The organism is Aeromonas sp. HMWF015, from assembly GCF_963878965.1.
Classification (GTDB): domain Bacteria; phylum Pseudomonadota; class Gammaproteobacteria; order Enterobacterales; family Aeromonadaceae; genus Aeromonas; species Aeromonas veronii.
On sequence record NZ_CAWNZT010000202.1, the window covers coordinates 1 to 18,584 of the forward strand.

Here is an 18,584-nt window from a genome sequence, read left to right on the forward strand (position 1 = left end):
CCACCAACACTCTTGCCGATAGCGGCACCGCCCAGCGCCCCCACCGCACCGCCAAGGGCCGCTTCATTCTTGTTGCCCTTGTTGGCCGTCGCTGCACCACCAGCTGCACCGCCCAATGCAGCCCCCACCAGCGCACCGGTATCACCCCCCAGCTCCTTGCCGATCATGGTGCCCGCCACCCCGCCTGCGCCGCCACCGAGAATGGTATTAAGGGTCTCGGAAGCATGCACGGTCGTGCTGCCAGCCAGCAAGGCGCCCAGCAGTGCCAGTGCGCGAAGAGCACGCGAATTCATCTCCATGGGTACTCCTGTCAAACCTGATTAATATTCAGCGGCACTATACAAAGTGCCACGGGGTTCGCCAGCCAGCAGAAATGAGGGATGCGACAGTCAATGGCCGCACTGCCACCGCCCAGAATGGAAGAGTAAAATCAAGCGATTGAATTTAAAGATTAAAATCACCAAAAAGCCACACTATTACGGCTGGGCGCCCCACAATCTGGTTGTCGTGTCCCGGCACAGACCCGCCGCGCTGGGACAAAAGCTGTCAGTCAGCAGCCTCATCCGCCAGATGCCAGCAGTCCCGGCCAGCCTCCTTGCTACGATAAAGGGCTGCATCAGCACGCTCGAAGATGGGGTCGGCAAGGGGTGAATGGCAGGCGCCGCCGATACTCAAGGTGACCTGCCCCTTGTGCTCACGCCACTGTTGATGTCGCACCACGTCAAGCAGACAATTGAGCTTCTCCGCCAGCTCATCCTGTGGCTGTTGCAGCAGAGCGGCAAACTCATCGCCACCAATCCGGTAAACCGTGCTCACCCCCAGCACATCAGCAAGACAATTGGCCACCCGACACAGCACCTGATCGCCGAAGGCATGACCCCGACTGTCATTGAGTCCTTTGAAGTGATCAATATCAAACAGCAGCAGCCAGAAGCGCTCCCCCCTCAGCTCCAGCGCCGTCTTGTGCTGCCCGAAGGCTCGCCGGTTCATGATACCGGTCAGAGGGTCCCGCAACAGCGCATCCTGCCCCTTGAGGAAGCTGGCCCTGACCTGATCGATCTCGTTCAGGCTGCGTCGCACAAACCAGGTATTGGCCTTGGTGATAGGGGGAGAACTCTCCAGATTGCGCACGATACCGGTCAGTGACCCCGACACCAGCGCCTGCTCCTGGCGGAAGATCCGCACCAGCAGACTCAGCGTGCAACACCAGATGGCAAACAGGGAGATCAATGGCAAAACCACCATCTGCAGCGCCTCATAGAGGCTGTTGCGAAACAGCACGGGCGGCAGATAGATATTGAGATCCCAGCCAATATCCGCCAGCTCGCGCTTCAGGAAAGTGCCATGACACAACACATCCAGACCGAGCCACTGCTGGCCCTGATGCTGCTCGATGGGGTGATCTGCCAGCAGATCCATATTGCTGCCCACCACCAGCTGGCCGCTGTCGCGCAAGGTAAGATAGAGTGCGGCCTGATTGCCGCCAACCGTCCGCTGCAGCGCCTGCTGCAGCGAGTCGAATGACATGTCGACCATCAGCAGACCCAGCAGTTGCCCCTGATCGTCCCGCACCCGTTTGATCAGGCTGAGTATCAGCTCATTGGTATTGTATTCAGGGTAGGGGCCAAACCAGACGAGCTCGTCGCCCGGCATGGTGGTCACCTGATACCAGGGTCGCAGCGCCGCCTGATAACCAGGGGGCGGTAGCCAGTCCGGGTAGCTGTCGATACGATCCGCGTTCAGGTTGTAAAAGTAGATGTAGTGGTTGCCTGGTTTGATCTTGTGCGCAATGGCCCAGATGGGGGAGTCGGCCAGCCCGCCGCGAGCGATCTTCTCCTTGTCGAGCGAGGCCTCCAGCACCGCCAGTTGCCGCTCATGGACCTTCACCATCTCGTGGATCAGGGACGCTTCAACGGAGGATGCCATGTGGCCGAAGCCGGATACCGTCATGTCGATATCCCTCAGATAGCTGGCAATAGCCATGATGATCGTCACTATCAGGATCATCAAACCAATCAATGCAGAGAGGGGGACCAGCACATAGTAGCGTTTATTGAGATACGAACGGCTCACATCACATCCGAACCAAGAAAACATACGGGGATTGTGGGAGAGAAAAGAGAGTGAATCATTGATTAATATCACTTTCTCGCCCTTAAATGACATTTCCAACATTAGCGAAACGTCAAGGTTCGCAAACGAATATCAACTGACAGGAAAAACGCTAGTTACCCCGGGTTAACCCCGCTCTGCATTGCGGGTGTTATAGTCTATACCTGATTCGGCAGGCGCTGGACAAACCGTCCATCACTGGCTGCAACGCCAAGCAGAACAAGGAGATGTTATGAGCAGTCCGTTTATCGAACAGATCAAAGCACGTCGTACCATCTATGCCCTGGGCGACCAGGTGTCCCACACGCCGGAGCAGCTGACGGCCCTGATCCAGGATGCCATCAGGCACAGCCCCTCCTCCTTCAACTCCCAGAGCTCCCGTGCCGTCATCCTGTTTGGCACCCAGCACCACAAGCTGTGGGATATTGTCAAAGCCGAGCTGAAAAAGATTGTGCCGCCAGAGGCCTACGCCCAGAGTGAGGCCAAGGTGGATGGCAGCTTCCGCGCAGGCTTCGGCACGGTGTTGTTCTTTGAGGACACCGACGTCATCAAGGATCTGCAGCAAAAATTCGCCCTCTATGCCGACAACTTCCCCATCTGGTCGGAACATGCCACCGGCATCGCCCAGTTTGCGGTCTGGACAACGCTGGCGCAGGAGAAAGTCGGTGCCTCCCTGCAGCACTACAACCCGCTGATCGACGAGGCGGTACGCAAGGAGTGGAACCTGCCCGCCAGCTGGCTGCTGCGCGCCCAAATGCCCTTTGGCAGCATCAAGCAACCGGCCGGCGACAAGACCTTTATCGACGACGCTACCCGTTTCCGTGTTTTCAAATAACCGTTGAGATAGCAAAACGCCCCCGCATCTCGGGGGCGTTTTTATTGCGGCATACAGTGTTGATGGCGATGGTTCATACCGCAATCTGCGGTCGTAATACGCTCTATCCACCGCTCAGGCGAGCAGCGTCACCAACAGGGACGCCTCTCCAATCTCCACCTTCACCTCGCGCCAGTCGCGGATCACCGCCACCACCGCTGGATTGAGCGGCGCATCGCCCCCTACCTGCACCACGGTGCAACCTGCACGCAGGGCGCTCTCGATACCGGCCGGGGCATCCTCGAACACCAAGCAACGAGCGGGCGAGACGCCAAGCCGTTCAGCCCCCAGCAGATAGGGCTCGGGATCGGGCTTGCCATTGATCACAGCTTCGGCCCCCACCAGCAGGTTGGGCAGCGGCAAACCGGCACAACTCAGGCGATGGCGAGCAACCCGCTGGCTGGCGGAGGTCACGATGGCCCAACGCTCTGGCGACAAGCGGCCCAGCAACTCGCCAGCCCCTGCGATGGCATCGCCGCCGGTATGCAGCATCTCCAGCTCGTCGAGCCGCGCCGCTTCCCGCTCCACATCCAGCTGCGGAGCCAGCGCCCGGATTACCTCTCGCGAGCGCATACCGTGGCACATCGCCAGTACCGGCTCTGGGGCCAGCTGATGATGCTGACACCAGAGCCGCCACACCTTCTCCACATCGCCGGTCGAGCAGACCAGGGTGCCATCCATATCGAGCAGCAGGGCGGATACCGACAAGCTGATGTTGCTCGTGCCAGCATTCATACAGGCACTCATACAGACACTCTGGCCAGCTCGGGCAGATAGCCAGAGAGTGCATCGGCAAAGGCCTGCTGCTGGGCGGCACGCTCATAACAGGCGAGTGCCTGCTCGGTACTGCCTGCCCACACTTGCAAGGGACCGACCACAAAACCCTGTCGCAGCAGGCTGGCGAGCAGCTCCCCCGTCTCCGGGGCCGCCAATGACTGGGCCAGCACCAGCGTGCCCTTGATCAAAAAGAGATAACGTTGAGTGGACATGATATGGCTCCTTGTTCCGGTTCAGAGGAGGGCGATTCCCCCCTTGCCGAGCCATTAGAACAAGGCGATTAGATAATTTATAATTAATAAATCGCCACTTTGGATAACCAATTGGAATGAAATTCGACTTGAGGCAACTGCAGGCGTTTGTGACGCTGGCCGATACCGCCAACTACCGGGAAGCGGCCAGCCGCCTCTTTATCACCCAACCGGCTCTCACCAAGCAGATCCAGGGGCTGGAGCAGACGCTGGGCTGCACCCTGTTCAAACGGGGCTGCCACGGCGCCGAGCTGACAGCGCTCGGTGCCCAGCTACTCACTCAGGCGAGTGCGCTGGTCGAGCACGGTCGGGAGTTCGAAAGCCATGCGCTGGCGGTGGCGAGCGGCGTGGCCGGTCGACTCAAAATTGGCTTCGGTCTGTCGAGTTTCGCACTGGCCCCTGCGCTGGTGGCCCGCTTCAAACAGCAAGTCACGGACGTGATGGTCCATCTGCAGGATATGCCCTCCGCGATCCAGCAGGAGCAGTTGCTCTCCGGCCAGTTGCAGCTGGGCTTTATGCGCAGACCTCAGGTGCCGCAGTTACAGGAGCACAGACTGCTGATCGACCGACTGGTGCTGGCGGTGCCGACACGAATGACCGAACCAGACCCGGCCGCATTCGACGTCCAGCAGGCACTGACCAGTCAACCCCTGTTGCAGATGGTGGGCCACCGCTGCCCCGGTCTCAGCCAGCAGATCGCCGGTTTTCTCGGCGCCAATCGGCTGACCGGCATGGTTCAGGAGGCCGAAGATATCCAGACGCTGGTGGCGCTGGTCGCGGCGGGCATCGGCAACGCCATCCTGCCACGCAGCGTCAGCTTTATCGCAGGGCCCGATGTCACCCTCTATCCCCTCTCAGGCCCCAGCTCCGAGTGGGAGGTCAGCATGGTATGGAATCCGGACTTTGCCGACCCCATCCGGGATCACTTCGTCAGGCAGGTGATCGCCAGCCATCCCCTGCCGGTGTCGGCCACACCCGAGCGCTGAAACCAACGCTCGCTGGTGGCTAACACCGTGACCAGCCAAAAAACAGTGCGCCCCATCAAGGGGGCGCATGCAGGACAAAAGCGACAATGCGGCTCAACAGCTGGCGCAGTGGCTACGGTTTTTACCCGCCCCCTTGGCGCAATAAAGCGCCGCATCGGCCGCGGCCAGCAACGCCCCTTCCCCCTCCAGCGGTTGCTCTACCGTGTAGGTAGCAATACCAATGCTGGCGCTAAGCTGAATATTATTTGCCACCACGATGTCGAGATCGTTGATGGCCTGGCGGATCTCCTCCGCAATCCGCTGGGCCGTATTTTGGTCGGTATTGCCGAGGATCAGGGCAAATTCGTCACCACCAAAACGGCAGGGCAGATCCGCCGGACGCTGGCAGAAAGATTGCAGAAGATGGCCCACCAGCTGGAGCGAGCCATCTCCCATCTGATGACCAAGATGGTCATTGCACGCCTTGAAGTTATCCAGATCCAGCATGATGAGGGAGAGCGGGGTATGTTCCCGCATGCTGCGCCGCCACTCGTTATGCAAAAAACTGTTGAACAGCCGCCGATTAGCCAGTCCGGTCAAAGGATCGTGGAGGGAGAGGTTTTCCACTTCCAGCTCCAGCAGCTTGCGCTCGGTGATATTGATATGGGCGATGGAAAAATATTCGGCATCAAGACCGGGTACCGGCGCTACTCGCATCATAAACCAGCGCTGGGTGTCGGGGCTGTGGCAGGGGTATTCCAGATAGAACTTCTCCTGCTGATGACGGATAACCCGGAGGATCCCCTCCACGGCAGCCAATCCCGAGGGCTCGGATTCAGCGTCACAAGCCCCCATGTAATTGACCCCAATCCAGTTATATCCCTTGGGCATGCCGTTTTGCTCGGCAAACAGATCCCAGGCGAGATTGGTGTAATGGATCACGCCATCCCGATCTATCACCGATATCTGGTCTTCCAGCGAATCCAGCAGCGCAGCCAGATGATGGGCTCGCTCGGCGAAGTGACTCTGCCGCGTCTGTATATCATCCGCCATGGTGGCCATCCTGTGGCAAAAGTGGCATACCGCCATCTATTAACAATTAAGTCAGCAGATAGAGTAAAGCACCCCATTCCCACTTAGCCAACTGAGACCAAATTTCACCATCGAACATCATCCGGCAAGGTTTCAGGCCAGTTTCCCTGTTCCGGATAACAAGAGCACATCATGAGCATATGTATCTGATAAGTCACATTTAATGGCCACACCACTGATTTTCGCAGGGGATGCCATCGCCCTCTCCGTCCATTTTGGTGTTCGGGCAATGTTGCAAAAACCAGGTTGCCTCCTCGCAGGAGGTCATCTGGGAGCAATGCTGCCGACCATCACACTGGCGAATAAAGGTCGTTGCCTGTGGCGTGCTGACCTCCTCCCGATTGAAAGAGGAGACCGGCAATGGCGCCATCGACTCGGCCGAGAAACGGGAATAGATGGAAAAGAGGCCGACGAGCACCAGCAGGGGGATCAGTTTGCCACTCCAGCTGCTCTTGCGACGTCGATAGGGGTTGCTTCTCTCTCTGGTCGAGGTGGGGCGTGGCGGCTGACTTGTCGTCCGAAATGATGGCGCCGCTGATGGTGCGGCTGACCTTGTGGCTGATGTTGCGGCCGACGGCACTGCATCCGCCAACGTGAGCGGGCGATCGGGGAAAAAGACCTGTAACGCCCTTGGTTTGCCATCCTGGCCACTGCCGATCAGATAGGTGACACGCTCCCCCGGCTCTGGCACCCGGCCATCTGATTGCAACGCCGTAACATGCACAAACAGCCCTGCACTGCGTGCTCCATTGATTGCCTGCTCGGCGCCATTTTGCTCCGGCGTAATAAATCCAAAGCCGCGCGCCTCGTTCCAGCTCGCGATCCGTCCCTGATAACGCATCTGTCCATCCTTGTTGTTATCCATGTGAGCACTATCTTGCCCGACAATCATGTTGCCCAAAAGCGCTGCGGCCCGACAAGGGGCCGCAGAGTCAATCTCAAAACGGAGATCGGGCACAGCCTGCGTTAAGGATCAAGCCAGCCGGGACACCTTGATGATCTCGGCGATGCGACCCAGCATCCGCAGCGAGGTGTGATGCTCGGTGGCATCTGCGGCGGCGCAGGCATCCTCCAGAATGGTGATGGCGTAGTCGCGATCGTGACCATCCCGCGCTGCCGCCTGAATGGCCCAGCTAGTGCTCACCCCGCACAGATAGAGGTGGTCGATGTGGTTGGCCCGCAGCGCAGGCTCCAGCGCCGTGCCATAGAAGGGACTGACCCTGGGCTTGGTCAGCACCAGATCACCGGGCTGCACATCCAGATCAGGATGAAAGTCGGTGCCGCTGTCAGCCAAAGAGAGCGCCCCCAACTGGTGAGCGCGACCAAACATGGGAGACCCCTTGGGTTGCAGCAGATAGCCGCCGTCAAAGCCCACCTTGAGTAGCACTACCAGCCAGCCGTTGGCACGGGCATGGGCCAGCGCCTGATTGGCATGCGCGATGGCATCCTGCTCCAGCACATGGGCTGCGGAGGCGGCAATGCGCCCGTCGGGGTGGGCGATGTCGTTGATAAAATCGATCACCAGCAGTGCCTTGTTCATCACCTTTGCTCCTTCGCGCATTCTGCCCGTGTTATCTGGTTCCTACCTGTCAAACCAGCCCCAGTGCATAGCGCAGCGCCATCTCCTTGAGCGGGCCTGCCTTGTCCGCCAGATTGAGGGCCAGATTGCGGGCCAGCTTGAGGGGGCCAATCTCGTTGCTGAACACCCCGTAGAAGAGATCCATCCCCGACTGCATCAGCAGGTTGTCAGGACGACGGCGCCGCTCGTAACGCTCGGCCAACGCCAGTTGATGCCAGTCGGCGCCAGCTCCTTGCAGCAGATCAGCCCAGCAGGCCACATCCTTGAAGCCAAGGTTGACCCCCTGCCCCGCCAGCGGGTTGATGGTGTGGGCAGCATCGCCAAGCAGCACCACCCGACCGACGTGATAGTCGTTGGCGTGGCGGCGCACCAGCGGGAAGCTCCCCTTGCCGGTGACGGTGAACCCGCCGAGCCGACTCGGGAAGTGGCGGCGCACCTCGGCGGCAAGCCCTTCGTTGCTCATGGCCGCCAGCGCCCGGATCCGGGCCGGGCTGTCATACCACACCAGAGAGCCGTGCTGGCCGGGCAGCGGCAGGAAGGCGCGCGGGCCGCTCGGGGTGAACTGCTGCCAGGTGATATCTTCCTGCGCAAAGTCGGTGTCGATATTGATCAGCATGCAGTGCTGGCGGTACTCGAAGCGCGATACGCCGATACCCGCCAGCTTGCGGGTGTGGGATTCGGCGCCGTCGCAAGCCAGCACCCAGCGGGCCGCCAGCTCGGTGCCGTCATCCAGAGTCAGCACAGCTTCATCCGCACTCTGGCGCAGGCTCATCACAGCCGCCGGGGTGTGGGTCTGGATGGTGGGAAAATCTTCCATCCGCTTGAGCAGGGCGAGCTGCACCAACCGGTTTTCGATGATGTAGCCGAGCTGGGGCAGACCGAGATCGGCGGCATTGAAGCGGGTGGCAAAACCGTCCAGCTCCCAGGTCTCCAGCCGGCGGTAGGGGCAGAGCCGCATCTGCTGCAGATGGTGCCAGGCACCGGCCTGCTCCAGCAGCGCCACCGAGGCCTGACTGATGGCGGAGACCCGCAGATCCAGCGGCTGCGACCGTGCGTAATGCTCCGGCAGTTGGGCCTCGATGACCCGCACCGAGAGGCCCTGAGCCGCCAGCAGACAGGCGGTGGCGGCGCCCACCATGCCGGCGCCGACGATGGCGATATCACACTGTTCCATACATTTATTCCTGAAAGGGTGCGTCCGGCGACAGCGCCCGGACGTGAACCGGATGGCAGCATGATAGCGCAAGGGCGGCTGATAAACAGTGAGGCAAACGGGGAATTGCTGCGTCAAATCAAGGAGAAAGCTTATTGATCTTGCAGGCAACAGGTATCGGGTGAGCACCATTGCCAGCTGGATATTAGCTAGGCAGTATCCAGATTGCGGAGTAAAATGCGCGGTCCTTTGACCATGCCGATTTCAAAACAAGTCAAGAGAAGCAATGAGCAAGAAACTTCACATTAAAACCTGGGGTTGCCAGATGAACGAGTATGACTCGTCCAAAATGGCCGACCTGTTGGATGCCAGCAATGGCTACACCCTTACCGAAGAGCCCGAAGAGGCAGATGTCTTGCTGCTGAATACCTGCTCCATCCGCGAAAAGGCGCAGGAGAAGGTGTTCCACCAGCTGGGACGCTGGAAAAAGCTCAAGGCCAAAAAGCCCGGTCTGGTGATCGGCGTGGGTGGCTGCGTTGCCTCTCAGGAGGGCGATGCGATTCGCCAACGCGCTCCCTATGTGGATATCGTGTTCGGCCCGCAGACCCTGCATCGCCTGCCCGCCATGATCAAGGAAGTGCAAGAGGGCCATGGTGCCCAGGTTGATATCGCCTTCCCCGAGATCGAAAAATTCGACAGCCTGCCCGAACCGCGCGCCGAAGGGGCTACCGCGTTCGTCTCCATCATGGAAGGCTGCTCCAAATACTGTACTTACTGCGTGGTGCCCTACACCCGCGGTGAAGAGGTGAGCCGACCGCTGGACGACGTGCTCTACGAAATCGCCCAGCTCGCCCAGCAGGGCGTGCGCGAAGTGAACCTGCTCGGCCAGAACGTCAATGCCTACCGCGGCCCGACCTTTGATGGCGGCATCTGCACCTTCGCCGAGCTGCTGCGTCTGGTGGCCGCCATCGACGGTATCGATCGCATTCGCTACACCACCAGCCACCCGATCGAGTTCACCGACGACATCATCGAAGTCTACAAAGACACCCCGGAAGTGGTCAGCTTCCTGCACCTGCCGGTGCAGAGCGGCTCCGACCGTATTCTGACCATGATGAAACGCCCGCACACCATCCTGGAGTACAAATCCAAGATCCGTCGCCTGCGTGCCGCCCGTCCCGACATCACCATCAGCTCCGACTTCATCGTTGGCTTCCCGAACGAGACGGACGAAGACTTTGAAGCGACCATGAAGCTGATCGAGGATGTGGGTTTCGACATGAGCTTCAGCTTCATCTTCAGCCCGCGCCCGGGCACCCCGGCCGCCGACATGCCCGACGATGTCGACATGGAAGTGAAGAAAGCCCGTCTGGCCCGCCTGCAGCACGTCATCAACAACCAAGCGATGCAGATTGGCCGCGCCATGCTGGGCACCACCCAGCGCATCCTGGTGGAAGGGCCCTCCAAGCTCGACCCGATGCAGCTGTGTGGTCGCACCGAGAACAACCGGGTGGTCAACTTCGAAGGCCAGCACACCCTGATCGGCGGTTTTGCCGACGTGGAGATCACCGAGGTGCGTCCTAACTCCCTGCGCGGCAAGTTCATCCGCGGCGAGAGCGAGATGAACCTGCGGATCGCCACCGCCCCGAGCGAAATCCTGGCCCGTCGCCCGGATAACGTACCGGACGAGCTGGGCGTTGCCGCCTTCACTCCCCATTAATCCCCTCCTCCCCATTCGTCCGGCGGATGGGGAGCGCCTTGAGACGAGGATATTTTGAGCCGACACATCTCGACCCTGAATCTGCATCTGGAGCCCGCCGACAACCAGCGCCTTGCCAGCCTGTGCGGCCCCTTCGATGACAACATCAAGCAGCTGGAGCGCCGCCTCGGCGTCGAGATCAGCTACCGTGACAGCCACTTCCAGTTGGTGGGCAAACCGGCCCAGCTGGATGCCGCCGCCGTCATCCTCAAGCACCTCTATGTGGAAACCCAGCCCCTCAAGGGTGGCAAGGTGACTGACATCACTCCCGACATGGTCCATCTGGCTATTCAGGAGTCGCGAGTGCTGGAGCAGGATGACGAACCGGCGCCGAGCATCCCCTATGGCAAGGAGGTGACGGTCAAGACCAAGCGCGGTCTCATCAAACCACGCAGCCCAAATCAGGCCCAGTACATTGCCAATATCGTGCGCCACGATATCTGCTTCGGCATAGGCCCGGCCGGTACCGGCAAGACCTATCTGGCGGTCGCAGCGGCGGTGGATGCGCTGGAGCGTCAGGAAATTCGCCGCATTCTGCTGACCCGTCCGGCGGTGGAAGCGGGTGAGAAGCTGGGCTTCCTGCCTGGCGATCTCTCCCAGAAGGTGGATCCTTACCTGCGCCCGCTCTACGACGCCCTGTTCGAGATGCTGGGTTTTGAGCGGGTCGAGAAGCTGATGGAGCGCAACATCATCGAGGTGGCACCGCTCGCCTATATGCGCGGAAGAACCCTCAATGACGCCTTTATAATTCTCGATGAGGCCCAGAACACCACCACCGAACAGATGAAGATGTTCCTGACCCGCATCGGTTTCAACTCCAAGGCTGTGGTCACCGGTGACATCACCCAGGTAGACCTGCCGCGCAACGCCAAATCCGGCCTGCGCCACGCGCTGGAAGTGCTGCCAGGGGTCGATGGTCTGTCGTTTAACTTCTTCGAGTCCAAAGACGTGGTTCGCCACCCGGTGGTGGCCCGCATCGTGCAGGCCTATGAGGCGTTCGACGCCAAACAGGCAGCCGAGAAGGTGGCCGGCCAAACAAACTCCAGCAAAGAGAGCGAGCAATGAGCGTAACCCTGGATCTGCAGCTGGCCAGTGCCAGCACCGACGGCCTGCCCACCGAAGCCCAGCTGCAAGGCTGGCTCGACGGAACCATTCTCGGCTTCCAGCAAGAGGCAGAAGTGACGGTGCGCATCGTCGACGAGGCGGAGAGCAACGAGCTCAACCTCACCTATCGCGGCAAGGACAAGCCCACCAACGTGCTCTCCTTCCCGTTCGAGGCGCCACCCGGTCTGGAGCTGCCGCTGCTCGGCGATCTGGTGATCTGCCGTCAGGTGGTAGAGCGCGAGGCCGAGGAGCAGGGCAAGCCCCTTATGGCCCACTGGGCCCACATGGTTGTGCACGGCAGTCTGCATCTGCTAGGTTATGACCATATCGAGGATGAGGAAGCCGAAGAGATGGAAGCGCTTGAGCGCGACATCATGCAGGAGCTCGGTTTTGCCGATCCTTATCTGAACGACGAAGAGTAAAGAACCGGATGGTCATCGTCTTGAAACAGCAGATGGCCATCCTTATATAACCCGAACTATTTCAAGTGTGTTCATACGAGTAACCAAGAGAGAAAATGACCGACGATCACCCTAGTACCGGCTCGCCGAAGAAAACCTGGCTCGACAAACTCAGCCAACTCTTCCAGGGCGAGCCAAAAGACCGCAATGATTTGGTAGACGTGATAGCCGATGCCGAAGAGCGCGACCTCATCGATCAGGACACCAAGGACATGATCGAGGGGGTGCTGGAGATTGCCGATCTTCGCGTGCGCGATATCATGATCCCCCGCTCCCAGATGGTGACCATCGAGAAGTCCCAACCGGTGGATGCAATCCTGCCGGTGATCATCGAGTCCGGTCACTCCCGCTTCCCGGTGATCAACGAGGACAAGGATCATGTGGAGGGCATTCTGCTCGCCAAGGATCTGCTCCCCTTCGGGTTTGGCGGCCATCACGCCAGCGAGCCGCTGCAGCTCGAGAAAATCTTGCGCCCCACGGTGATCGTGCCCGAAAGCAAACGGGTTGACCGTCTGCTCAAGGAGTTCCGTGAAGAGCGCTACCACATGGCCATCGTGGTCGACGAATTTGGTGGCGTCTCCGGTCTGGTGACCATCGAAGACATACTGGAACTGATCGTTGGCGAGATCGACGACGAGTTTGACGACATCGAGGATGAGCCGGACGAAATCCGCCGCCTCAGCAAGCGGGTCTTCTCCATCAGCGCCCTGACCGAGATCGAGGATTTCAACGACTTCTTCGGCACCAAATTCAGCGATGAAGAGGTGGATACGGTGGGTGGTCTGGTAATGCACGCCTTCAGCCACCTGCCAAAGAAGGGCGAGGAGATCGAGCTGGACGGCTACCTGTTCAAGGTGATGCATGCCGACCGGCGTCGTCTGCAGCAGCTGCAGGTGAAGATCCCCGAGCACCACGCGGCGGCGCAATCCGAGCCGCAATAAGCAGATCCGCTCGATGTGTGAAACAACGCCCCGACCTCGGGGCGTTGTGCTCTCTGCCACCGGCATCGAGGCTCGCCGTTGCCCCGCTTACAGGTTAAGATACCGGCCATTCGACCCCAGTTGCACACCAAGACGAGCACCATCGCCCGTGAGATTATCCCCTGTTACTTCCAAAATTCTGTTAAGCCTCAGTGCATTGGCCTCTGGTGCCATCGCCGTGCTGGCCTTCTCCCCCTTCGGCTACTGGCCGCTGGTGATCCCCTCCCTGCTTGGCCTCTACGCCCTGCTGGACAAAGCCACGCCGAAACAGGCCGCCTGGCGCGGTTTTGGCTACGCCATGGGACTCTTTTTGCCGGGGCTGTGGTGGATCCACGTCAGCATGACCGAGTTTGGCGGCATCCCGCTGCCGGTCGCCTTCGTCCTGCTGGCCGGGCTCTCCGCCTATCTGGCACTCTACCCGACGCTCGCCTGCTGGGTCTTTGCCCGCTTCTTTGGCGGCCGTCACTGGAGCCGCTGGCTGCTCGCCTTCCCGGCCCTCTGGTTGGTCGCTGACTGGCTGCGCGGCTGGGTGATGACCGGCTTCCCCTGGCTCTGGTTTGGTTACAGCCAGATCGACGGCCCGCTCAAGGGATTTGCTCCCATTCTCGGGGTGCAAGGCATCACCCTAGCACTGCTATTCTCCGCCTCCGCCATTTGGCTGGTGTGGAAATCCCGCTCGCCACTGTGGCTGGCGGTGCCCGCCCTGCTGGTGGCCGGTGCCCACGGTCTGATGCAGCTCAACTGGGTGACCCGTGGCGAGCCTGTCAAGGTGGCGCTGGTGCAGGGCAATATCGCCCAATCCCTCAAATGGGATCCGGAGGCGCTGGCCCCCACGGTGCGCACCTATCAGGACTTGAGCCGCGAGAATCAGGATGCCGACATCATCATCTGGCCGGAGTCGGCGATCCCGGCTATCGAGAAGGCGATGGGCCCCTATCTGGAGAATCTGGACAAGGCGATGAAGGTGAACGATACCGGCCTGCTGGCGGGGATCATTCACTACGATGAGCAGCAACAGCGCTTCTACAATACCGTGCTCGGCATGGGTGTGCAGGATGCGGATGGCAAAGAGTCCTACTACTACAACCACTCCAACCGCTACAACAAGTACCACCTGCTGCCCATCGGCGAGTTCGTGCCGTTTGAAGATCTGCTGCGCCCCATCGCCCCCTTCTTCAACCTGCCGATGTCCTCCTTCAGCCGGGGTGACGAAGTACAGCCCAACCTGATCGCCAAGGGGCTCAAGTTTGCCGCCGCCATCTGCTACGAGATCATCTTCCCGGAGGAGGTGCGCCGCAACGTCAATGCCGATACCGACTTCCTGCTGACCGTCTCCAACGACGCCTGGTTCGGCACCAGCATCGGTCCCTGGCAACATATGGAGATCGCCCGGATGCGCGCGCTGGAGCTGGCTCGTCCGCTGCTGCGCGACACCAACACCGGCATCACTATCGTGACCGAGATCGATGGCAGCATCATCGGCCAGATCCCGCAGTTTGAAGCGGGCGTGCTGCGCAGCGAGGTGCGTCCCGCCCACGGCGAGACCCCCTACATGCGCTTTGGCAGCTGGCCCCTCTACGGTCTGACCGTACTGCTGCTGGGTCTGGCGCTGGCGCTGCGCCCCAAGGCTCACCCCTGGGCCCGCGAGCTGTAACGCCAATCCGCAATCCCCGATAAACAACGAGGCGCCCACAGGCACCTCGTTTTTTTATGTCATCCCCTCACAGAGATATGCCGGAGAAGGACATGAAACCAAGGGACATCAGCCCCGCCACGATAAAGGTGATGCCGATGCCCCGCAGCCCCTCGGGTACATCAGCGTACTTCAACTTCTGGCGCAGCCCGGCCATGGCGACAATGGCCAGCAGCCAGCCGAGCCCAGAGCCTGCGCTGTAGACCAGCGACTCGACAAAATCGTAATCCCGCTGCGCCATAAACATCACCCCGCCGAAGATGGCGCAGTGCACCGTCAACAGCGGCAGATAGATACCAAGAGCGTGATAGAGAGCCGGAACGTACTTGTCGAGCAGCATCTCCATCACCTGCACCAGCGCCGCCAACACCCCGATGTAGATGATGTAATCGAGAAATCCCAGATCGAATTCGCCGAAAAAGGTGCTGCCTGCCCGCAAAATATGGCGGTAAATCAAGTTGTTGAGGGGAATGGCGATCACCATCACCACCAGGATCGTCATGCCAAGGCCAAAGGCAGTGTTGATGTTCTTCGAGACGGCCAGAAAGGTACACATCCCCAGAAAGAAGGCCAGGGCGAGGTTCTCGACAAAGATTGAGTGAATAAACAGGTTGAGGTAGTAGTCCATAGGGTGTGCTCACCAGGTGTTTGCGCAAAGAGAAAGTCTGCCTCTGGCCGATGGCCAGCAGCATGGACGAAACAACAGAAAGCGCGGACGCAGCACCGGACGATAGAGCGAAGGCTGCAGATGTCAGCCTGCCACGTAAGTCAATCGGGAGCGTTAAAAGCAGTGTGAAAGCGTGGATGAGCGTCCGCCAGTGGGTGAGCTAGTCGCCGTGACAGAAGCGAAATTGCAGATGGTGGCCGCAGAGTTGCCGTTTATGCAGATAGCCAACGTGGCCACATGCTTGTCTGACATAGATCAGCGGCACAAAGAACAGCAGGCCACAGAGCAGGCCGAGGATATCGTGCTGGAACCAGGCCAGCAGCATCTGATAGAGATGGCCGTCCCGCTCTTTCGCCAACCGCCGCCCCTGCTCGACCCCGTGGCGCCACTGGTTGCCCGGCAGCAAGCCGACCGTATCGACCAGACGCTGGTTGAGCGGATCTTGCATTGCCATCCCCGCCATCGCCCCGGCAGATGGCCCGTGCGAAACGGCGCTCAGCCCAGCTGCGGCAAAAGCAGCGAGCCACAGAATGCAGGCGATGGCAAAGGCCATTGCACCGTGCTGTATGCGGCTTGGGGGTAAGCGACTGGCAAGAGGCAAGGATCGAGCTCCTTCAGGGATGACAGGAATGCGGGGATAAATATATCACAAGCCATCGCTTTATTGGATTTTGATATTCACCTAATCATACAAATCAGCACCAAACACTCAATTATCACTGAACTTGGCATTTAAAAACTAAAACAAATGGGGGAGCATCTGCTCCCCCGTCCGATCACTGGCTCACCCTCAATGGCAATAGCCATCCTCTTCACATCGCCTGCAGGCAGCAGATCACATAGCCGTAACTGCCCAGATATTGGCGGTGGATGGCCACTTCCCGGCTCAAGTCCTGCCAGGCAGCACTCTCCCCCAGCTCGTCACGATAGCGCACCAGATTGACCTCGATAGGGTCCAGATAGTTGTTCCAGGCGCTCATCGGCAAGGGAGTGTGTGACAGGCAGCAGTAGCCTGCCGCTTGTATCGTCTCAAGCAGGCCCGCCAGCGTCTGCATGGCGGGATAATCCTGCTGCCAGAATGCCAATGCCTCCTCGGGCGGGTTATCGGTCAGCCAGACCGCATCACTGAGCACGATGCAAGCCTGCGGGCTAGCGAGCAACGGGCGCCACGCCTTCAGTGCATTGGCAACCCCCATCACGTAAGCGCTCCCCTCTGCCCAGATGAGGTCGGCCGGGGCCAGATCGTCCGACAGTGCCGCCATGTTGGCACAGAGGGTGGAGACATGCTCAAAGCCCGCCGCACGGGCGGAGTGCGCCACGGCGGCCAGTGCATCCTCTTCCAGATCGATGGCTACGATGGCGGCATCGGTCACCTGAGCCAGCGCCATGGTCGAGGCACCGCGCCCGCAGCCCATGTCGAGGATCCGGCGCGGCCGGATGGGCAAGGCGGCAAACTGCTGCTGGGTGAAGGCGCGATCCCCCGGCCCCCAGTAACTCATGCCATCCAGCAGCTGGATAAAGTCTTTGATGTAACGCTCATGTTCATTCATGTCTTTGCTCAACCATTGCAAGTGGTAGCGATCTTTCTCGCTAAAACCCTGTTTCATCACCCAAGCGAAGTAGGCCTCCGGTGCCTCGCGCTGCAGTTGCAGCTGCCAGGCCTTGAATTCCTCACCGGAGCGCGGGCGCAGCCCTGCCAGATCCGCCAACAGATCCCGGGCGTGCTGCATCCGCGCCAGCTCCTCATCCAGCTCCCTGACCCGGGCCAGCAATGCCGCTTGATCTATCTCGCCAGCCAGACAGGCGAGGCACTGCTTGAGGCTGAGACCACCCGCCTGCAGGGCCTGAACCATCTGCAGTCGCTGCAGATCCCCCTCGTCATAGTGGCGATAGCCGTTGGCGGCCCGGGTACCGGCAATCACCCCCAGCTTCTCGTAATAGAGCAGGGTGGAGCGGGCGAGGCCGCAGCGGCGGGCCAGTTCGGATATTTTCATGGCAATCACTCACGGTGCGGGCCCTCAAGTGACCCGATAGAGATGAGCTTAAACTGTGAAGCTATAGACAGGTCAACGCCCTTTTCCAGAGATCCGCCAACAAAAACGGCCACCCGAGGGTGGCCGTTGTCAGCGCTCTCTGGGATAAAGCAGCGATAGAGCAGCGATGCTACCGGCTCAGAGACCGGCCGCCTCCAGATGCTCCACCAGCAGCTGCACGCTGCGGTTGCCGCGCCACTCGTTGACGTCGAGCCGGTAGACCAGCCGCACCCGCTTGACCGAGGCATCGGGCCAGCGCTTGAGATCGACGCCAAAGGCGATGGCATCCACCGCGTGACCGGAATCGGTAGTCAGCATCATCTTGAGGTGCTTCTCCCCCACCAGCCGCTGCTGTACCAGCACGAATTCGCCGTCAAACAGCGGCTCGGGAAAGGCCTGACCCCAGGGGCCGGAGGCGCGAATAAGTTCCGCCAGCTCGAGGTTGAGCTCATCCGGCAACAACTCGCCATCGGTGAGCAGCACCCCGGTCAAAAGCTCCGGTGTCACCAGCTCGCTGATGACCGCCTCAAAGGCCCGACCGAACGCTTCGATATTGGCCTTGGGCAGGGTCAACCCTGCCGCCATGGCGTGGCCGCCAAACTTGCCCATCAGCCCCGGGTGGCGAGTATCGAACAGTTCCAGCGCATCGCGCAGATGCACCCCGGGGATAGAGCGGCCGGAGCCCTTGAGCTCAGTCTCGCTGCTCTCGGCAAAGGCGATGACCGGGCGGTAGTACTTCTCCTTCACCTTGGAGGCCACCAGCCCCACCACTCCCTGATGCCACTCGTTGCGGTGCAGCACTATGCCCGACGGCACCTCGCCGTCGCGAAAACGGATCTGCTCCAGGGTGGCGAGGGCCTCCTGCTGCATCCCCTGCTCAATCTCCTTGCGCTCCTGATTGAGGCTGTCCATCTCGGCCGCAAGCTGGCGCGCCAAATTGAGATCATCGCAGAGCAGACAGGCGACCCCGAGGGACATGTCATCGAGACGGCCCACCGCATTGAGGCGCGGCCCCAGCGCAAAACCGAGGTCGGCGGCGGTGAGGCGGCGACCATCGCGGCCCGACACATCCACCAGCGCCTGA

General features: G+C 60.2%; 19 protein-coding genes. 7 read left to right on the top strand and 12 right to left on the bottom strand.

Annotated features, from left to right (window positions below; genetic code table 11):
- Window positions 1-299 (bottom strand): hypothetical protein (locus AACS18_RS11020; RefSeq protein WP_108614272.1); only part of this gene is annotated, 299 nt, incomplete at its 3' end.
- A gap of 247 nt (window positions 300-546) precedes the next feature.
- The gene (locus tag AACS18_RS11025) at window positions 547-2,097 is read right to left on the bottom strand and encodes a sensor domain-containing diguanylate cyclase (protein WP_181363441.1); all 1,551 of its coding nucleotides are present in this window, start codon (window positions 2,095-2,097) and stop codon (window positions 547-549) included.
- Between the two features lie 247 nt (window positions 2,098-2,344).
- On the opposite strand from AACS18_RS11025, the gene AACS18_RS11030 reads away from it, so the two are divergent.
- Window positions 2,345-2,947: a nitroreductase family protein gene (locus AACS18_RS11030; protein ID WP_021229758.1), complete on the top strand. Its 603-nt coding sequence runs from the start codon at window positions 2,345-2,347 to the stop codon at window positions 2,945-2,947.
- Between the two features lie 114 nt (window positions 2,948-3,061).
- On the opposite strand, the gene AACS18_RS11035 is transcribed toward AACS18_RS11030, so the two are convergent.
- A complete protein-coding gene (locus AACS18_RS11035; protein ID WP_258228919.1) occupies window positions 3,062-3,721 on the bottom strand; it encodes an HAD-IA family hydrolase in 660 nt (219 codons plus the stop codon).
- 8 nt (window positions 3,722-3,729) lie between these two features.
- Window positions 3,730-3,975, bottom strand: a complete 246-nt coding sequence (locus AACS18_RS11040) for a hypothetical protein (protein WP_108614263.1) — start codon at window positions 3,973-3,975, stop codon at window positions 3,730-3,732.
- Between the two features lie 116 nt (window positions 3,976-4,091).
- Here AACS18_RS11040 and AACS18_RS11045 point away from each other — a divergent pair, with 116 nt between their 5' ends.
- The gene (locus AACS18_RS11045; RefSeq protein ID WP_108614264.1) at window positions 4,092-5,000 is read left to right on the top strand and encodes a LysR family transcriptional regulator; all 909 of its coding nucleotides are present in this window, start codon (window positions 4,092-4,094) and stop codon (window positions 4,998-5,000) included.
- Window positions 5,001-5,093: 93 nt separating this feature from the next.
- Here the strand turns inward: AACS18_RS11045 and AACS18_RS11050 are convergent, their stop codons facing one another.
- From AACS18_RS11050 to AACS18_RS11065, 4 genes are all read right to left on the bottom strand, one after another.
- Window positions 5,094-6,032, bottom strand: a complete 939-nt coding sequence (locus tag AACS18_RS11050) for a sensor domain-containing diguanylate cyclase (RefSeq protein ID WP_108614265.1) — start codon at window positions 6,030-6,032, stop codon at window positions 5,094-5,096.
- Between the two features lie 199 nt (window positions 6,033-6,231).
- On the bottom strand, window positions 6,232-6,912 hold the full coding sequence (locus AACS18_RS11055; protein WP_108614274.1) for an excalibur calcium-binding domain-containing protein: 681 nt from the start codon (window positions 6,910-6,912) through the stop codon (window positions 6,232-6,234).
- A gap of 132 nt (window positions 6,913-7,044) precedes the next feature.
- Window positions 7,045-7,611, bottom strand: coding sequence for a cysteine hydrolase family protein (locus tag AACS18_RS11060; protein ID WP_108614266.1), 567 nt, complete (start codon window positions 7,609-7,611; stop codon window positions 7,045-7,047).
- A 49-nt stretch (window positions 7,612-7,660) separates the two neighbouring features.
- Entirely contained in the window at window positions 7,661-8,824 is a 1,164-nt protein-coding gene (locus tag AACS18_RS11065) for an FAD-dependent oxidoreductase (protein WP_108614267.1), read from the bottom strand.
- A gap of 265 nt (window positions 8,825-9,089) precedes the next feature.
- On the opposite strand from AACS18_RS11065, the gene miaB reads away from it, so the two are divergent.
- The 5 genes from miaB (at window position 9,090) to lnt (ending at window position 14,761) form a co-directional block, all read left to right on the top strand.
- Window positions 9,090-10,523 (top strand): tRNA (N6-isopentenyl adenosine(37)-C2)-methylthiotransferase MiaB, encoded by a 1,434-nt coding sequence (gene miaB / locus AACS18_RS11070; RefSeq protein WP_108614268.1) that lies wholly within the window; start codon window positions 9,090-9,092, stop codon window positions 10,521-10,523.
- Window positions 10,524-10,577: 54 nt separating this feature from the next.
- Window positions 10,578-11,627, top strand: coding sequence for a PhoH family protein (locus AACS18_RS11075; RefSeq protein ID WP_005354086.1), 1,050 nt, complete (start codon window positions 10,578-10,580; stop codon window positions 11,625-11,627).
- Window positions 11,624-12,088 carry an rRNA maturation RNase YbeY gene (gene ybeY / locus AACS18_RS11080; protein WP_005354089.1) on the top strand — a complete coding sequence of 155 codons (465 nt, stop codon included), beginning with the start codon at window positions 11,624-11,626 and terminating at the stop codon, window positions 12,086-12,088. Before AACS18_RS11075 ends, ybeY begins: the two co-directional genes overlap by 4 nt.
- A 95-nt stretch (window positions 12,089-12,183) precedes the next feature.
- A complete protein-coding gene (gene corC / locus AACS18_RS11085) occupies window positions 12,184-13,068 on the top strand; it encodes a CNNM family magnesium/cobalt transport protein CorC (RefSeq protein WP_005354092.1) in 885 nt (294 codons plus the stop codon).
- Window positions 13,069-13,216: 148 nt separating this feature from the next.
- Window positions 13,217-14,761, top strand: coding sequence for an apolipoprotein N-acyltransferase (gene lnt, locus AACS18_RS11090; RefSeq protein WP_108614269.1), 1,545 nt, complete (start codon window positions 13,217-13,219; stop codon window positions 14,759-14,761).
- Between the two features lie 67 nt (window positions 14,762-14,828).
- Here the strand turns inward: lnt and nqrE are convergent, their stop codons facing one another.
- The 4 genes from nqrE to AACS18_RS11110 all read right to left on the bottom strand — a co-directional run.
- Window positions 14,829-15,428 carry an NADH:ubiquinone reductase (Na(+)-transporting) subunit E gene (gene nqrE / locus AACS18_RS11095; RefSeq protein WP_108614270.1) on the bottom strand — a complete coding sequence of 200 codons (600 nt, stop codon included), beginning with the start codon at window positions 15,426-15,428 and terminating at the stop codon, window positions 14,829-14,831.
- 199 nt (window positions 15,429-15,627) lie between these two features.
- The gene (locus AACS18_RS11100; RefSeq protein WP_043822209.1) at window positions 15,628-16,020 is read right to left on the bottom strand and encodes a hypothetical protein; all 393 of its coding nucleotides are present in this window, start codon (window positions 16,018-16,020) and stop codon (window positions 15,628-15,630) included.
- Between the two features lie 259 nt (window positions 16,021-16,279).
- Window positions 16,280-17,461 carry a MerR family transcriptional regulator gene (locus AACS18_RS11105; protein ID WP_108614271.1) on the bottom strand — a complete coding sequence of 394 codons (1,182 nt, stop codon included), beginning with the start codon at window positions 17,459-17,461 and terminating at the stop codon, window positions 16,280-16,282.
- 177 nt (window positions 17,462-17,638) lie between these two features.
- On the bottom strand, window positions 17,639-18,584 hold a 946-nt coding region (locus AACS18_RS11110; protein WP_258228920.1), incomplete at its 5' end, for a DHHA1 domain-containing protein.

What these genes read in the sequence shown, in the direction of transcription:
- AACS18_RS11050 (WP_108614265.1), bottom strand. Translation starts at nt 6,032, where the DNA reads ATGGCGGATGATATACAGACGCGGCAGAGTCACTTCGCCGAGCGAGCC.
- AACS18_RS11065 (WP_108614267.1), bottom strand. Translation starts at nt 8,824, where the DNA reads ATGGAACAGTGTGATATCGCCATCGTCGGCGCCGGCATGGTGGGCGCC.
- AACS18_RS11060 (WP_108614266.1), bottom strand. Translation starts at nt 7,611, where the DNA reads ATGAACAAGGCACTGCTGGTGATCGATTTTATCAACGACATCGCCCAC.
- AACS18_RS11100 (WP_043822209.1), bottom strand. Translation starts at nt 16,020, where the DNA reads ATGGCCTTTGCCATCGCCTGCATTCTGTGGCTCGCTGCTTTTGCCGCA.
- corC (WP_005354092.1), top strand. Translation starts at nt 12,184, where the DNA reads ATGACCGACGATCACCCTAGTACCGGCTCGCCGAAGAAAACCTGGCTC.
- AACS18_RS11035 (WP_258228919.1), bottom strand. Translation starts at nt 3,721, where the DNA reads ATGAATGCTGGCACGAGCAACATCAGCTTGTCGGTATCCGCCCTGCTG.
- AACS18_RS11025 (WP_181363441.1), bottom strand. Translation starts at nt 2,097, where the DNA reads ATGTTTTCTTGGTTCGGATGTGATGTGAGCCGTTCGTATCTCAATAAA.
- AACS18_RS11105 (WP_108614271.1), bottom strand. Translation starts at nt 17,461, where the DNA reads ATGAAAATATCCGAACTGGCCCGCCGCTGCGGCCTCGCCCGCTCCACC.
- AACS18_RS11055 (WP_108614274.1), bottom strand. Translation starts at nt 6,912, where the DNA reads ATGCGTTATCAGGGACGGATCGCGAGCTGGAACGAGGCGCGCGGCTTT.
- nqrE (WP_108614270.1), bottom strand. Translation starts at nt 15,428, where the DNA reads ATGGACTACTACCTCAACCTGTTTATTCACTCAATCTTTGTCGAGAAC.
- AACS18_RS11040 (WP_108614263.1), bottom strand. Translation starts at nt 3,975, where the DNA reads ATGTCCACTCAACGTTATCTCTTTTTGATCAAGGGCACGCTGGTGCTG.
- AACS18_RS11030 (WP_021229758.1), top strand. Translation starts at nt 2,345, where the DNA reads ATGAGCAGTCCGTTTATCGAACAGATCAAAGCACGTCGTACCATCTAT.
- AACS18_RS11045 (WP_108614264.1), top strand. Translation starts at nt 4,092, where the DNA reads ATGAAATTCGACTTGAGGCAACTGCAGGCGTTTGTGACGCTGGCCGAT.
- miaB (WP_108614268.1), top strand. Translation starts at nt 9,090, where the DNA reads ATGAGCAAGAAACTTCACATTAAAACCTGGGGTTGCCAGATGAACGAG.
- ybeY (WP_005354089.1), top strand. Translation starts at nt 11,624, where the DNA reads ATGAGCGTAACCCTGGATCTGCAGCTGGCCAGTGCCAGCACCGACGGC.